Source organism: Kitasatospora sp. NBC_01246 (genome assembly GCF_036226505.1).
Lineage (GTDB): Bacteria > Actinomycetota > Actinomycetes > Streptomycetales > Streptomycetaceae > Kitasatospora.
Genome location: NZ_CP108484.1, coordinates 2,240,294 through 2,254,746, shown reverse-complemented (window position 1 = coordinate 2,254,746; position 14,453 = coordinate 2,240,294). Strand labels below are relative to the sequence as shown.

Annotated in this window: 16 protein-coding genes; all 16 read left to right on the top strand. The window is 72.7% G+C overall.

The window, feature by feature from the left end; translation table 11 throughout:
- Positions 1–86 precede the first annotated feature (86 nt).
- The 16 genes from OG618_RS09770 to OG618_RS09695 all read left to right on the top strand — a co-directional run bounded on the left by OG618_RS09770 (position 87) and on the right by OG618_RS09695 (position 14,409).
- Positions 87–305, top strand: a complete 219-nt coding sequence (locus OG618_RS09770; RefSeq protein ID WP_329486932.1) for a ubiquitin-like protein Pup — start codon at positions 87–89, stop codon at positions 303–305.
- A gap of 161 nt (positions 306–466) precedes the next feature.
- Entirely contained in the window at positions 467–1,309 is an 843-nt protein-coding gene (gene prcB, locus OG618_RS09765) for a proteasome subunit beta (protein WP_329486931.1), read from the top strand.
- Between the two features lie 30 nt (positions 1,310–1,339).
- Positions 1,340–2,125, top strand: a complete 786-nt coding sequence (gene prcA / locus OG618_RS09760; RefSeq protein WP_329486930.1) for a proteasome subunit alpha — start codon at positions 1,340–1,342, stop codon at positions 2,123–2,125.
- Positions 2,126–2,408: 283 nt separating this feature from the next.
- The gene (gene pafA, locus OG618_RS09755; RefSeq protein WP_329486929.1) at positions 2,409–3,770 is read left to right on the top strand and encodes a Pup--protein ligase; all 1,362 of its coding nucleotides are present in this window, start codon (positions 2,409–2,411) and stop codon (positions 3,768–3,770) included.
- A gap of 126 nt (positions 3,771–3,896) precedes the next feature.
- On the top strand, positions 3,897–4,883 hold the full coding sequence (locus OG618_RS09750) for an FKBP-type peptidyl-prolyl cis-trans isomerase (RefSeq protein WP_329486928.1): 987 nt from the start codon (positions 3,897–3,899) through the stop codon (positions 4,881–4,883).
- A gap of 241 nt (positions 4,884–5,124) precedes the next feature.
- Positions 5,125–6,444, top strand: a complete 1,320-nt coding sequence (locus OG618_RS09745) for an FKBP-type peptidyl-prolyl cis-trans isomerase (protein WP_329486927.1) — start codon at positions 5,125–5,127, stop codon at positions 6,442–6,444.
- Between the two features lie 161 nt (positions 6,445–6,605).
- On the top strand, positions 6,606–6,980 hold the full coding sequence (locus OG618_RS09740) for an FKBP-type peptidyl-prolyl cis-trans isomerase (protein WP_329486926.1): 375 nt from the start codon (positions 6,606–6,608) through the stop codon (positions 6,978–6,980).
- A gap of 169 nt (positions 6,981–7,149) precedes the next feature.
- Complete coding sequence (locus OG618_RS09735; protein WP_329486925.1) at positions 7,150–8,166, top strand: helix-turn-helix transcriptional regulator; 1,017 nt, start codon at positions 7,150–7,152, stop codon at positions 8,164–8,166.
- Positions 8,163–9,119, top strand: coding sequence for a helix-turn-helix transcriptional regulator (locus OG618_RS09730; RefSeq protein ID WP_329486924.1), 957 nt, complete (start codon positions 8,163–8,165; stop codon positions 9,117–9,119). Before OG618_RS09735 ends, OG618_RS09730 begins: the two co-directional genes overlap by 4 nt.
- Before the next feature lie 3 nt (positions 9,120–9,122).
- Complete coding sequence (locus OG618_RS09725) at positions 9,123–9,413, top strand: hypothetical protein (protein ID WP_329486923.1); 291 nt, start codon at positions 9,123–9,125, stop codon at positions 9,411–9,413.
- A 10-nt stretch (positions 9,414–9,423) separates the two neighbouring features.
- Complete coding sequence (locus OG618_RS09720) at positions 9,424–9,600, top strand: hypothetical protein (RefSeq protein ID WP_329486922.1); 177 nt, start codon at positions 9,424–9,426, stop codon at positions 9,598–9,600.
- A 229-nt stretch (positions 9,601–9,829) separates the two neighbouring features.
- Positions 9,830–10,129 carry a Sec-independent protein translocase subunit TatA gene (gene tatA, locus OG618_RS09715; RefSeq protein ID WP_329486921.1) on the top strand — a complete coding sequence of 100 codons (300 nt, stop codon included), beginning with the start codon at positions 9,830–9,832 and terminating at the stop codon, positions 10,127–10,129.
- A 90-nt stretch (positions 10,130–10,219) separates the two neighbouring features.
- Positions 10,220–11,161, top strand: coding sequence for a twin-arginine translocase subunit TatC (gene tatC, locus OG618_RS09710; protein ID WP_329486920.1), 942 nt, complete (start codon positions 10,220–10,222; stop codon positions 11,159–11,161).
- Between the two features lie 196 nt (positions 11,162–11,357).
- The gene (locus tag OG618_RS09705) at positions 11,358–12,521 is read left to right on the top strand and encodes an NAD(P)/FAD-dependent oxidoreductase (protein WP_329486919.1); all 1,164 of its coding nucleotides are present in this window, start codon (positions 11,358–11,360) and stop codon (positions 12,519–12,521) included.
- A 102-nt stretch (positions 12,522–12,623) separates the two neighbouring features.
- Positions 12,624–12,968 (top strand): (2Fe-2S)-binding protein, encoded by a 345-nt coding sequence (locus OG618_RS09700; RefSeq protein ID WP_329486918.1) that lies wholly within the window; start codon positions 12,624–12,626, stop codon positions 12,966–12,968.
- A gap of 28 nt (positions 12,969–12,996) precedes the next feature.
- Positions 12,997–14,409, top strand: a complete 1,413-nt coding sequence (locus tag OG618_RS09695) for an FAD/NAD(P)-dependent oxidoreductase (protein ID WP_442906937.1) — start codon at positions 12,997–12,999, stop codon at positions 14,407–14,409.
- Positions 14,410–14,453: the final 44 nt, after the last annotated feature.

Genomic DNA, 14,453 nt, shown 5'->3' with positions numbered 1-14,453 from the left:
GGAAGCGGTAGCCGCGCCCTGTGTATAGGGTCGGTGCAGCAAGCAGCGACCAAACCGTGCCAGACAGATCGAGCGGGGTGAGGGAAATGGCGAGCAAGGACACCGACGGCGGCCAGCAGCGGGCGAACCGCTCCTCCGAGGAGGTCGAGGAGCAGGCCGCGGAAGCGCAGAATTCCGACGACCTCAAGGAGCGCCAGGAAAAGCTCGGCGACGACGTCGACGCGGTTCTCGACGAAATCGACGAGGTCCTCGAGTCGAATGCCGAGGATTTTGTACGCCAATTCGTGCAAAAGGGCGGCGAGTAGCCCCGTTCGGGCATTCAGGGAATTCACGGTCGCGACCGCCGAGGGCGGACGGGCGGCAACGGCCGCCCGTCCGCCCCGGTCCGGCCCACCACGCATGGACGGTGATCGTCGGCGGGTAGGGTGCGGGCAGCGTGCGCTTCAAGCTACCTGGAAGGAATCGTGTGGAAGCCAACACTCGTGGCACCGGGCGTCTACCGGCTGCCTTCCTGACCCCGGGGTCCTCCTCGTTCCTCGACTTCCTGGCCGACCACCAGCCGGAGCTGATCCCCGGGCGCCGCGAGCTGCCCATGGGAGCGGTCGTCGAGGCCCCGCACGGGACGACGATCGTCGCGGCGGTGTTCGACGGCGGTGTGGTCATCGCCGGTGACCGCCGGGCGACCATGGGCAACGTGATCGCCCAGCGTGACATCGAGAAGGTCTTCCCGGCCGACGAGTACAGCGCGGTGGGCATCGCCGGCACCGCCGGCCTCGCCGTCGAGATGGTCCGGCTGTTCCAGCTGGAGCTGGAGCACTACGAGAAGATCGAGGGCACCGTGCTCTCGCTGGAGGGCAAGGCCAACCGCCTCACCACCATGATCCGGGGCAACCTCGGCATGGCGATGCAGGGCCTCGCGGTCGTCCCGCTCTTCGCCGGTTACGACCTCGACCTCGGTCGCGGCCGGATCTTCACCTACGACGTCACCGGCGGCCGCTCCGAGGAGCGCGGGTTCGCCGCCACCGGCTCCGGCTCGGTGTTCGCCCGCGGCTCGATGAAGAAGCTCTACCGCGCGGACCTGACCGCCGAGCAGGCCGCCACCCTGGTCGTCCAGGCGCTCTACGACGCGGCCGACGACGACTCCGCCACCGGCGGTCCGGACCTCGCCCGGAAGATCTTCCCGATCGTCTCGCTGATCACCGAGGACGGCTTCCGCCGGCTCACCGAGGCCGAGGTCTCCGCGATCGCCGTCTCGATCACCGACGAGCGCCTCATCCGCCCCAACGGCCCGCAGGCCCCGCTGCTCTAGCCACACCTACCAAGGAAGGGACGACCGCCGGTGTCGACACCGTTCTACGTCTCGCCCCAGCAGGCCATGGCGGACCGCGCGGAGTACGCCCGCAAGGGCATCGCGCGCGGTCGCAGCGTGGTCGTGCTCACCTACGCCGACGGCATCGTCTTCGTCGCGGAGAACACCTCGCGGGCGCTCCACAAGGTCTCCGAGATCTACGACAAGATCGCCTTCGCGGCGGTCGGCCGCTACAACGAGTTCGAGAACCTGCGGATCGGCGGCGTCCGCTACGCCGACCTGCGCGGCTACTCCTACGACCGGGCCGACGTCACCGCCCGGGGCCTGGCCAACGTCTACGCCCAGACGCTCGGCACCATCTTCTCCTCGGTCGGCGAGAAGCCGTACGAGGTCGAGCTGATCGTGGCCGAGGTCGGCCGCACCCCGGACGAGGACCAGATCTACCGGCTCACCCCGGACGGCTCGGTCGTCGACGAGAAGAACTACGTGGTGGTCGGTGGCAACGCCGACTCGATCGGCAACTACCTGGGCCAGCGGCACCGCAGCGGGCTGTCCCTGACCGACGCGATCAAGGTCGCGGTGGACTCGCTCGCCCGGGACCCCAACGGCGGCTCCCCGCGGACCATGACCCCCGAGCAGCTGGAGGTGGCGGTCCTGGACCGCCAGCGCTTCCAGCAGCGCAAGTTCAAGCGCATCCTGGGCGGCCAGCTCGCCCGGCTGCTCGACGGCGACGAGTCCGCCGAGGCGGACGAGGACGAGAAGCCGGCGGCCAAGCCGCCGGCCGACCGGTCGGACGTGACGGACGTGCCGGACTAGTCCGACTAGCAGTGCGGAGGAGTCCCGTACGGCGGCCGTCGCCCGCCGCCGTACGGGCCCCCTCCGGTGGCCCACGCAGAGAACGGACGCCTCGTGACTCCTCCCCAGCGGTCGAGACCGTGGGGCTCCACGCCGACCTGACGGCCGGCGCCCCCGGACGAGCCCTGCCCGTTGCCGAAGCAGGGGATCGGCCTACAAGGCCAGCTGCGGCCCGGTGCCGCAGAGTTCAGGATCCCGATCCGCGCACCGGCCGAAACCGGTGATTCCTTCGAGAGAAGGTGCCATGGACCGTCGAATTTTCGGGCTGGAGAACGAGTACGGCGTCACCTGCACGTTCCGGGGTCAGCGACGGCTGTCACCGGACGAGGTGGCGCGCTACCTCTTCCGCCGCGTTGTCTCCTGGGGCCGCAGCAGCAACGTGTTCCTGCGCAACGGCGCCCGCCTCTACCTCGACGTGGGCTCCCACCCCGAGTACGCCACTCCCGAGTGCGACGACGTCGTCGAGCTGGTGACGCACGACAAGGCGGGCGAGCGCATCCTCGAAGGGCTGCTGGTGGACGCCGAGCGGCGGCTGCACGAGGAGGGCATCGCGGGGGACGTCTACCTGTTCAAGAACAACACCGACTCGGCCGGGAACTCCTACGGCTGCCACGAGAACTACCTGGTGGCCCGGCACGGCGAGTTCTCCCGGCTGGCCGACGTACTGATCCCGTTCCTGGTGACCCGCCAGCTGATCTGCGGCGCCGGCAAGGTGCTGCAGACCCCGCGCGGCGCGGTGTTCTGCGTCAGCCAGCGCGCCGAGCACATCTGGGAGGGCGTCAGCTCCGCGACCACCCGCTCCCGCCCGATCATCAACACCCGCGACGAGCCGCACGCCGACGCCGAGCGCTACCGCCGGCTGCACGTCATCGTCGGCGACTCCAACATGTCCGAGACCACCACGCTGCTCAAGGTCGGCGCCACCGACCTGGTGCTCCGGCTGATCGAAGCCGGCGTGGTGATGCGCGACCTCACCCTGGAGAACCCGATCCGGGCGATCCGCGAGGTCAGCCACGACCTCACCGGCACCCACCAGGTCCGGCTCGCCAACGGCCGGGAGGCCAGCGCGCTGGACATCCAGGAGGAGTACTACAGCAAGGCGCTGGAGTTCGCCGACCGCAAGGGCATCAACACCGGCACCATCGCCCTGGTGCTGGACCTCTGGGGCCGCACCCTGGAGGCGATCCGCACCGACCGGCTGGACGGGGTGGCCACCGAGATCGACTGGATCATGAAGTACAAGCTCATCGAGCGCTACCGCGAGAAGCACCAGATGAGCATGTCCAACCCGCGGGTGGCCCAGATCGACCTCGCGTACCACGACATCCACCGCCGGCGCGGCCTGTTCTACCTGCTCCAGGGCAAGGGCCAGGCGAAGCGGATGACCACCGACCTCAAGACCTTCGAGGCCAAGTCCGTGCCGCCGCAGACCACCCGGGCCCGGCTGCGCGGCGACTTCATCCGCCGGGCGCAGGAGCAGCGCCGGGACTTCACGGTCGACTGGGTGCACCTGAAGCTGAACGACCAGGCCCAGCGGACGGTGCTCTGCAAGGACCCGTTCCGTTCGGTGGACGAGCGAGTGGAGAAGCTGATCGCGGGCATGTGAGGGCCCGTCCCGATGTGATCTTTGCGGTGTCCGGCCCCGGTGGTGTCTACCGGGGCCGGACGACGTCGGGGAATACGCTGTCCGTCGAGTCCGGAGAACCGACTTTGACCGACAGTTAGGAACGCCGTGCGCCGCACCGCCGGTTTGCTTCTCACCCTGCCCCTGCTGTTGGCGGTCGCCTGCAGCAGCTCCACCAAGGCGACCAGCCCGGCGACGCCCACGGCGTCCAGCGCGGCCCCCACGGTGCCCGCGCCGGTGAACGAGGCCTCGCCGATGCCGACCCTGTCGGGCGGCGGGTTCGGGAGCAAGGCCACCATCACCATCCCGGACGGCGCGCCGAGCGGTCAGTTCGTGGTGAACACCGTCAGTGAGGGCGACCGCTCCACGGTCAACAAGGGCGACTGGGTGACGGTGAACTACTCGGCGAAGGACTGGACGACGGGCAAGGACCTGCCCAGCTCCTACGACGAGGGCGGCAAGCCGCAGCTGTACCAGGCGGGCAGCGGGCAGCTGGTGCCCGCCTTCGACCAGAGCGTGATCGGCAAGAAGGTCGGCAGCCGGCTGCTGGTGGTGGCCCCGCCGGCCGCGGCGTTCGGCACCCAGGGCAACAACCAGCTCGGGGTGGCGCCGGGCGACACCGTGGTGTTCGTACTGGACATCATGGAGAGCCTGCCGCAGGACTCCACGCTCTCCGGCACGATGACCCAGCCGCCGGCGAACCTCCCGCAGGTGAAGGACAACGGCAAGGCCGCTGTGACGATCACCATCCCGCCCGGCCAGGCCGCGCCCACCGACCTCCAGCAGGCCGTGCTGATCAAGGGCGAGGGCAAGCCGGTGAAGTCCGGCCAGACCCTGGTCGTGCAGTACACCGGGGTGCTCTGGAGCAACGGCCAGCAGTTCGACTCGTCCTGGAGCCACGGCGGCGCGCAGGCGCTGCAGATCGGCACCGGCAGCGTGATCGAGGGCTGGGACAAGGGGCTGGTCGGCCAGACCGTCGGCAGCCGGGTGGAGCTGGTGGTGCCGCCGGCCCTCGGGTACAAGGACCAGGCGCAGGGCTCCGTCCCGCCGAACTCGACGCTGGTCTTCGTGATCGACATCCTTGAGGCGGTCTGACCGGGCGCCCCGGCCGGCGCTGGGTGCCGGCAGACCCTAGGAAGTGACGGGTGGGGTCCGTACGCTTGGGCGGGCGCTCGCACACGGAAGCGTCCGCCCTCATCCTGACCTGTCATACTGCCCTCGCACTGTGGTAGGCGCCGTCGGCGTCCGGGTTCCGGGCGGCAGTGCGACAGCACTCCGGCGCTCACCACGCCGGCCGAAGACCTCGAAGACCTCGTGGCGAGATGGATGGGGAGTCATGTCTGAGAAAGCGTCGAGCCCGGGCGGGGCCGGCACCGCGAACGGAAACTCCGCCGGTGACCCGGCCGACTCGCGGCCCGGTGGCCCGTTGCCCGGCGACGGTGAGTCGATCGTCGTCCCGCCGTCGATCCTGAAGCACTCGCCCGGCTGGGTGCGGCCGGACGAGGCCCAGGCGAAGCGGGCCGCGGGCGGGACGAAGACCGACGAGGCCCCGCAGATCTTCGCCTCGAACGTGCGCCGCCAGGACACCTCGGAGGCCGGGTACGACGAGAACCCGCCCGGGGTCGGCAGGCTGGGCGTGGTGCTCGGCACCGTGCTGGCCCTGCTGCTGGTCGGCAGCGGCATCACGCTGTACGTGGTGAACCGCGACGGCGGGTCCAAGTCGGACACCACCACGCAGGCCGACGCGGCCAAGTCCGCGCCGCCGACGCCGTCCGCCGAGCCGGTGCCGCCGATCAAGGACACCGCCAAGGTGCTGCCGACCATCACCGGCGAGTTCGGCAAGAAGGCCGGCATCGAGGTGCCCGGCGACCAGGCCGACGGCAGCTTCGTGGTCAAGGTCCTCTCCGAGGGCACCGGCCCCAAGGTCGAGAAGAACTCCTGGACCTCGGTCGACTACACCGCCAAGGACTGGACGACGGGCAAGGACATCCCGAGCTCGTACGACGACGCGGGCAAGCCGCAGATCTTCCAGGCCGGCACCGACGCGCTGATCCCGGCGCTCGACCAGGCCGTGGTCGGCAAGAAGGCCGGCAGCCGGGTGCTCGTGGTGGCCCCGCCGGCCGCCGCGTTCGGCGCGCAGGGCAACCCGAACATGTCGATCGGGGCCAAGGACAACCTGGTCTTCGTCATCGACATCCGCAACAGCAACGCGCCCGACGCGGTGCTCAGCGGCACCGTGACCCCGCCGCCCGCGGACTTCCCGCAGGTGAAGGACAACGGCAAGAAGCCGGCCGACATCACCCCGGTCCCAGGCGCCGCCGACCCGACCGAGCTGAAGTCGCACGTCCTGATCAAGGGCACCGGCCCGAAGGTGGAGAAGGGCGAGAAGGTCGTCGTCCAGTACACCGGCGCGCTGTTCAAGGACGGCAAGGTCTTCGACTCCTCGCTGAGCAAGGGCCAGGCGTTCTCGTTCCCGGTCGGTGGCGGCCAGGTCATCGCGGGCTGGGACCAGGGTCTGGAGGGCCAGACCGTGGGCAGCCGCGTCGAGCTGGTCATCCCCGCCTCGCTGGGTTACAAGGACCAGGCGCAGGGCGACATCCCGGCCAACTCCACCCTGGTGTTCGTCGTCGACATTCTCGATGCGGGTCAGGGCTGATCCACTTTCGGGTGACAATGGTGGGTGTGTGACCTTCGGGACCGGCCGCGTGGCCGAGCCCGCACGGGCGGCGGGCGCCCGTACCGTGGTCCGGGTAACGGACCGGGTACGGGTGCCCGCCGCCTGGTCATGAACCGAACCAACCGCGAGAAGAGGCAGATGTGAGCAACAAGACGAAGCCGGAGATCGACTTCCCGGGCGGCGACGCGCCCACCGAGCTGCAGATCCGCGACATCGAGGTCGGCACCGGCGAGGAGGCCAAGCCGGGCCAGGTCGTCGAGGTGCACTACGTCGGTGTCACGTTCGAGTCCGGTGAGGAGTTCGACGCCAGCTGGAACCGCGGCAGCAGCTTCAAGTTCCCGCTCGGCGCCGGCCGCGTCATCAAGGGCTGGGACCAGGGCGTCGTCGGCATGAAGGTCGGCGGCCGCCGCGAGCTGGTCATCCCGGCGCACCTGGCGTACGGCAACCAGTCGCCGTCCCCGCTCATCCCGGCGGGCTCGACCCTGATCTTCGTCGTCGACCTGCTGGGCGTCTGAGCCGGTCGTGACCGAGGGCCGCACCCCCACCCCGGGGGTGCGGCCCTCGCGCGTTCGCGGACTCGGCTTTTGCAGTGCGTACCGCTACCGGTACGGTCGGTCCCGCCGGGTCGACCACTGCCCGGCGGGCGCACCCCGCGCGCGGCGCGGCACACCGGAAGGGTCAGCGATGGCGATCGCCAAGGCAGAGCGGCTGATGAATCTCGCCCTGTGCCTGATGAACACCAGACGTCCGCTCTCCAAGAAGGAGCTGCGGGAATCCATCGAGGCGTACCGTGAGGCCTGGCAGAACAGCAGCGAGGACGCCTTCAACCGGATGTTCGAGCGGGACAAGGACGACCTGCGCGAACTCGGTCTGGTCATCGACGTCGACGAGAACGCCCTGGACGGCGAGCTCGGCTACCTCGCCCGCGCCGACCGCAACCGGCTGCCGGAGATCGCCCTCGACGCCGAGGAGGCCGCCGCGCTCACCCTCGCCGCCCGGGTCTGGCAGCAGGCCAAGATGTCCGGCGCGGCCAGCGGCGCCCTGCAGAAGCTGCGCGCCGCCGGGGTCCCGTTCACCGAGACCGAGAGCCGCAGCGCCCTCGAACCGCGCATCCCCGCCCGGGAGGCCGCGTTCGAACCGCTGCTCACCGCCGCCCGCGACCGCCGCCCGGTGACCTTCGAGTACCGCAAGGCCGGCGCCGCCGCCGCCGAGCAGCGCACCGTGGAGCCCTGGGCGCTGGAGTGCTGGCGCGGCCACTGGTACCTGGCGGGCTGGGACCGCGACCGCTCCGACGCCCGGGTCTTCCGGCTCAGCCGGATCACCGGCAAGGTCCGCACCCGCTCCGGGGCGTTCCTCGGCACCGTCCCGGAGCACGTCGACGTCCGCGCCACGGTCGCCAAGTTCGCCGGTGAGGGCGCCACCGCGACGGCGGTCGTCAGGGTCCGCCGCGGTGCCGGCTTCCCGCTGCGCACCAAGGCGCTGAGCACCCGGCCGCAGTCCGCGGCCGACGAGGGCTGGGACGAGCTGGAGATCCCGTACGGCAACGGGCTCGGCGCCGACCTCGCCGAGTTCGGGCCGGACGTGCTGGTGATCGGCCCCGAGGAGCTGCGCGCCGACGTGATCGAGCGGCTGCGCGCGGTGGCCGGGGCGGGTGGCGCCGAGGGCGCCGCGGTGGAGAGTGCTGAAGGAGTGCGGGCATGAGCAACGCGATCGACCAGACCCGGCGGATGCTCTCGCTGGTCACCTACCTGCGCGAGCGGCCCGGCGCCGAGGTCGCCGAGGTGGCCCGGGCCTTCGGGATCACCGAGCGCGAGCTGATCGGCGACCTCAACGTGCTGCCGATGTGCGGCACCAGCTTCCGCGGCGGTGACCTGCTCGACATCGACACCGACGGCGAGCGGATCTGGTGGCACAACGTCGACGACGTCGCCCAGCCGCTGCGGCTGGCCGCGGACGAGGCGACCGCGCTGCTGGTCGCCGCCCGCGCGGTGGCGGGCTTGCCCGGTCTGCGGGCCGGTGACCGGGAGGCGCTCACCCGGGCCGTCGCCAAGATCGAGAACGCCGCCGGGGACAGCGCCGAGGGCAGCGCCCGGGTCGGTGTCACCTTCGAGGCGGAGAGCCACGTCTTCGCGGACATCGACCGTGCGCTGAGCGAGGGCCGGCGGCTCTGGCTGCGGTACTACTCGCACGGGCGCGGCGGCATGACCGAGCGCGAGGTCGACCCGATCCGGCTGCTCACCGAGGGCCACACCTACCTGGAGGCCTGGTGCCGGACCTCCGAGGACCACCGGATGTTCCGGCTCGACCGGGTCGCCGAGATCAAGGTGCTGGACATCCCCTCCGACCCGCCCAAGCGGGAGCCGCGCGACCTCTCGGGCGGGCTGGTCAACCCGTCCGCGACCGACCCCGAGGTGGTGGTCGAGGTGTCCTCCGGCGGGCGCTGGGTGGCCGAGTACTACACCCACGACCGGGCCGAGGAACTGCCCGACGGCGGGCTGCGGATCACCCTGCGCAGCGCCGACCCGTCCCAGCTGCGCCCGCTGGCGCTGCGGCTCGGCCGGGACGGGCGGATCGTCTCGCCGCCGGCGCTCGCCGAGCAGGCGCGGTCGGCGGCGCTGGAGGCGCTGGCCGGCTACGGGGAGGGGCAGGTCTGAGCCGTGGAGCCGGGTACCAGATTCAAGGTCTACTGCTCGGAGTGCCGGGAGAAGGTGGAGCTGCCCGCCGAGGAGTTCCGCCTCACGCTGGGCCGGACGCCGGCCCAGGCGCACTACAGCTTCGGCTGCCCGCTCTGCGGCGCCTCGGTCCGCAAGCAGGCGGGGGAGAAGATCGTGTCGGCGCTGACCGGCGCCGGGGTGCGGACGATGCGTCTCGTCCCGGCCGGGGGGCCGGGCGCGGCGGGGGCCGTCCTGCCGTCGGGCGGGACGGGTCGGGCCGAAGCCGGCGGATAGGGTGGGGGCCATGTCCTGGATGCTCGTCGCCGCCGTCCTGCTCGCCACCGCCGGTCTGCTGGTCCTCGGTGTCCTCGCGATCCGGCTCTGGCTGGACGTGCGGACGCTGGCCAAGGGAGTGGACACCGCCTCCCGGGCGCTGGCCGAGGCGGCCGGCGACCTCGCCGCGGCGGTTCCGGGCCGCTGAGCGGCCGGCCCGGGCGGGCGGCCGGTAACGGTTGACCGTCGCGAGGACTTCGGGGGTACGGGGGCTGCTGCCCGGAGGTTCGGGCGGGTTACGCTCTCAGCAGGCTCCTGAAGTGCGACGGGGGCCGCTGTCCTGTTCGGGCGGCCGTCGTCAGGGCGTCACTCGCAGCGGTTACCATCCCCGCAGCGGTGGCCTGCCGGTGTGCCGCCATGACTGAAGGTGGTCGAACATGCGGATCTCGCCGACCGCGATCCTGGTGATCGTGGTTCTTGCCATTCTGCTCTTCGGCGCCAAGCGGCTGCCCGACCTGGCGCGCTCGCTCGGCCAGTCCATGCGGATCCTGAAGAGCGAGACCAAGGCGATGCGTTCGGACGGTGCGGCGGACGAGAGCGCGCCGGCCCAGCCCGCGCCCGCCGTCGCGGCCGACCCCGCGAAGACGATCCAGGCCGCGCCGGGGGCGTCCGGGACGGCCCGGCCGGTGGCCGAGCAGCCCACCGGGACGGGAACGGACGGTGGCGGCCCGCGTTGAGCGGTCCGCGGCGCACGTGGTGCACGTGACGCAAGCGACTAGTGAGGCCCGTCGACCGGCGGGGCTCGACGCACGAGTTGAGGACCGGGGTTGAGCAAGCTCTCGAAGGCGTCGAAGACGTCCAAGGATCCTGAGGGGCGGATGGCCCTCGCCGACCACCTGCGGGAACTGCGGAACCGGGTGGTCAAGTCGGTCCTGGCGATCGTGGTCATCACGATCGTCGCTGCGATCTACCACAAGCAGCTCGAAGACTTCCTGCTGAAGCCGCTGCCGCACTGCACCGTGGAGACCGCCGACCAGTACCACGGCAAGTGCGCCCAGGTCTCCAACATCGGTCTGACCGCCGGTTTCACCTGGATGCTCAAGGTGTCGCTGACGGCCGGTGTGGTCGCGGCCGTGCCGGTCTGGCTCTACCAGGTCTGGGCCTTCGTCGCGCCGGGTCTGCACCGGCACGAGAAGAAGTACACGATCATCTTCATGGCCTGCGGGGCGCCGCTGTTCCTGGCCGGCGTGACCTGCGCCATCCTGGTGCTGCCGACCACGGTCGACGTACTGATCTCGTTCACCCCGAACAACACCACGCCGATCCTGCCGCCCGAGGACTACCTCGACATCGCGACCCGGATGGTGCTGGTCTTCGGCCTCGCCTTCGAGTTCCCGCTGCTGCTGGTGATGCTGAACATGGTCGGCATGGTCACCGGCAAGCGGCTGCTCGGCTGGTGGCGCGGCATGGTGCTGGCGATCACCGTCTTCGCCGCCTTCGCGACGCCGAGCGCCGAGCCCGTCAGCATGCTGGTGCTGGCCGCGCCGATCTGGGCGCTGTACTTCGTCGCGGTCGGGATCGCCATCGTGAACGACCGGCGCAAGGCCCGTCGCAACCCGGACCTCGGGCTGGACGACGAGGAGGCCTCGCACCTGGATCTCTCGGTGCAGCCGGTGGAGGGCACGGAGGCCGTCGAGGCCTCCCGCGCGCCGGTGATCCCGGCGCCGGTGCCGGCCGCCCGGCACGAGCAGATGGACGACATCACGTGATGGGGTGACCCGCCTCGAAAGACCCCGGCCCCGCCGTTTCCCGGTGGGGCCGGGGTCTTTCGCATGGGCCCCGTCGTCGGGGAAGCCGCCGGTGGGGTGCCGTGCACGGGGGTTCCGGGGCCGGCCTCTCGGCCCGGAGCTGACCGGTCGGCGGGGCGCTCTTGGCAGGCACGATGGCATGTGACATATTACTGCGGTGTCCACGCCTCAGAGACCTCCCCTGGATGTCGTCGTGGTCGGCGCCGGCGTGGTCGGTGCCGCCTGCGCCTACTACGCCGCCCGCGCCGGGCTCGCCGTCGCCGTCATCGACCGGGGTCCGGTCGCCGGTGGCACCACCGGCGCCGGTGAGGGCAATCTGCTGGTCTCCGACAAGGAGCCCGGGCCGGAACTCGACCTCGCGCTGCTGTCCACCCGGCTCTGGCGCGAGCTCGCCGAGGAGCTCGGCGCCGCCGTCGAGTACGAGCCCAAGGGCGGCCTGGTGGTCGCCGACACCCCGGCCCGCCAGGACGCCCTGCGCGCCTTCGCCGCCGAGCAGGGGACGGTCGGCGTCACCGCCGAGGAGATCCCCGGCGAGCGGCTGCGCGAACTCGAACCGCACCTCGCCCCCGGGCTGGCCGGCGGGTTCCTCTACCCCCAGGACGCCCAGGTCCAGCCCGCCCTGGCCGCCGCGCACCTGCTGCGCGCCGCCCGCCGCGCGGGCGCGGTCCTGCACACCGGCGAGACCGTCCGGGCGGTGACCACCGGGCCGGACGGCGCCGTACGCGGCGTCGTCACCGACCGGCGCCGGCTGGCGGCGCCGGCCGTGATCAACGCCGCCGGCACCTGGGGCGGCGAGCTGGCCGCGCTGGCCGGCGTGCACCTGCCGGTGCTGCCCCGCCGGGGCTTCGTCCTGGTGACCGAGCCGCTGCCGCGGATCGTCCGGCGCAAGGTCTACGCGGCCGACTACGTCGCGGACGTGGCCAGCGGTTCGGCCGCATTGCAGACCTCGGCGGTGGTCGAGGGCACCCCCGGCGGTCCGGTGCTGATCGGCGCCAGCCGGGAGCGGGTCGGCTTCGACCGGACCCTCTCGGTGGAGGTGCTGCACCGGCTCGCCGCGCAGGCCGCCGCGCTCTTCCCGGTGCTCGCCGACGTCAGCGTGGTCCGCGCCTACCGGGGGTTCCGCCCGTACCTGCCGGACCACCTGCCCGCGATCGGCGCCGACCCGAGGGTGCCGGGGCTCCATCACGCCTGCGGCCACGAAGGGGCGGGCATCGGGCTCGCCCCGGCGACCGGGCTGCTGATCAGCGAGCAGCTCACCGGCAAGCGCCCGGAGCTGGACCTCGCGCCGTTCCGGGCGGACCGCTTCCCGGTCGGGGCGTGAGCCCGTCCGCGGACGGACGGACGGGCGGGCTCAGGGGCGGACGGGCCGGGTGGGGCGGCCGCGCGGCGCAGGACCGCGCGGGCGGATCAGAGGAACTTCGGAATGGAGAACGCGCGGATGAACCCGCCGATGCGACGCCGGACCCCGGCCGCGCTGGTCGGGGCGGAGCCGGGGCCCGCCCACACCATCGACTTCGACGGCCGGCCGGTGCCGGCCCTGCCCGGCCAGTCGATCGCCGCCGCGCTCTGGGCGGACGGCGTGCTGGCCTGGCGCACCACCCGGGTCGGCGGCAGGCCGCGCGGGGCGTTCTGCGGGATCGGCGCCTGCTTCGACTGCCTGGCCGTCGTGGACGGCCGCCCCAACCAGCGCACCTGTCTGGTGCCGGCCGAGCCCGGTACCGTCGTCACCACCCAGGAGGGCAACGGCCGTGCCGACCTCGCCGTCTGAAGCGTCTGAACCGTCTGAAGCGTCCGGGCTGTCCGCGGCGTCCGGGCCCGCCGAGCGGGGCGGTTACGACCTCGCCGTGATCGGTGCGGGCCCGGCGGGCCTCGCCGCGGCCGTGGCCGCCGCCGACCTCGGCCTGCGCTGCGCCCTGCTCGACGCCGGCCCGCGCACCGGCGGCCAGTACTACCGCCACCCCGCGCCCGGGCTGGGCGCCACCCGGCCCGACCGGCTGCACCACGGCTGGTCCGTCTACACCGGGCTGGCCGACCGGCTCGCGGCGCACCGCCGCACCGGCCGGGTGGACCTCCTGGGCGGTCACCAGGTCTGGGCCCTGGAGCGCCCGGCCGACACCGGCTGGGCGGTGCACGCCACCCTCGGGCCGGCCGCCGACGAGCGGGCCACCGTCCGGGCCGCCGCCGTCCTGCTGGCCACCGGCGCGTATGAGCGGCAGCTGCCGTTCCCCGGCTGGACGCTGCCCGGGGTGGTCACCGCCGGTGGGGCGCAGGCCATGCTCAAGGCGGGTCTGGTGCTGCCGGGCCGGAGGATCGTGGTGGCCGGCAGCGGGCCGCTGCTGCTCGCGGCGGCGTCCTCGCTGGTCACCGCCGGGGCCGAGGTGCCCGAGGTGGTCGAGGCCACCGGCTACCTCGGTTACGCGCGGCGCCCCGACGTGCTGGCCGCCGTCCCGGCCAAGCTCGTCGAGGGCGCCGGCCACGGCGCCGCGCTGCTGCGCCACGGCGTCCGGCTGCGCCGGCGCAGCGCCGTCGTCGAGGCGCACGGCACCGACCGGGTCACGGCCGTCACCGTCGCCCGGCTGGACGCCGACTGGCGGCCGGTGCCCGGCACCGAGCGCCGGATCGCCTGCGACGCGCTGGCCGTCGGCCACGGGCTGCTGCCGCAGATCGAGCTGGCCACCGAGCTGGGCGCCGCGACCAGGACGACACCCGACGGGGCCGTCGCCCTCGCGGTGGACGCCCGGCTGCGGACCACCCTCCCCGGCCTCTGGGCGGCCGGCGAGACCTGCGGGGTCGGCGGCGCCGACCTGGCGATCGCCGAGGGGGAGCTGGCGGCCCACGCGGTAGCCGGGGCCCCGGCCCCGACGGCGCTGCTGCGCCGCCGTGCCCGGCTGCGCGCCTTCGCCGAGCTGATGGCGGCGGCGCACCGGCCCGGCCCCGGCTGGACGGGGTGGCTGCGCCCGGACACCGACGTCTGCCGCTGCGAGGAGGTGCCGGTGGCCCGGATCACCGAGGCGGTGGAGGAGCTCGGCGCGGGCGACGCGCGGACCGTCAAGCTGCTCACCCGGGCCGGGATGGGCTGGTGCCAGGGCCGGATGTGCGGTCCGGCGGTGGCCTGCCTCTCCGGCGCCGGCGAGTCGCGGGCGGACAGCCGCCCGCTGTCCTGCCCCGTCCCGCTCTCGCAGCTCGCGGCCGGTCCGCCGGCCTCCTGAACACGTGGCGCGGGGCTCTTGTCTCCGCCTGCGACGTCTAATAA

Coding starts and splice junctions, on each gene's coding strand:
- OG618_RS09770 (WP_329486932.1), top strand. CDS start 87: ATGGCGAGCAAGGACACCGACGGCGGCCAGCAGCGGGCGAACCGCTCC.
- pafA (WP_329486929.1), top strand. CDS start 2,409: ATGGACCGTCGAATTTTCGGGCTGGAGAACGAGTACGGCGTCACCTGC.
- OG618_RS09745 (WP_329486927.1), top strand. CDS start 5,125: ATGTCTGAGAAAGCGTCGAGCCCGGGCGGGGCCGGCACCGCGAACGGA.
- OG618_RS09735 (WP_329486925.1), top strand. CDS start 7,150: ATGGCGATCGCCAAGGCAGAGCGGCTGATGAATCTCGCCCTGTGCCTG.
- OG618_RS09730 (WP_329486924.1), top strand. CDS start 8,163: ATGAGCAACGCGATCGACCAGACCCGGCGGATGCTCTCGCTGGTCACC.
- OG618_RS09720 (WP_329486922.1), top strand. CDS start 9,424: ATGTCCTGGATGCTCGTCGCCGCCGTCCTGCTCGCCACCGCCGGTCTG.
- tatA (WP_329486921.1), top strand. CDS start 9,830: ATGCGGATCTCGCCGACCGCGATCCTGGTGATCGTGGTTCTTGCCATT.
- OG618_RS09700 (WP_329486918.1), top strand. CDS start 12,624: ATGGAGAACGCGCGGATGAACCCGCCGATGCGACGCCGGACCCCGGCC.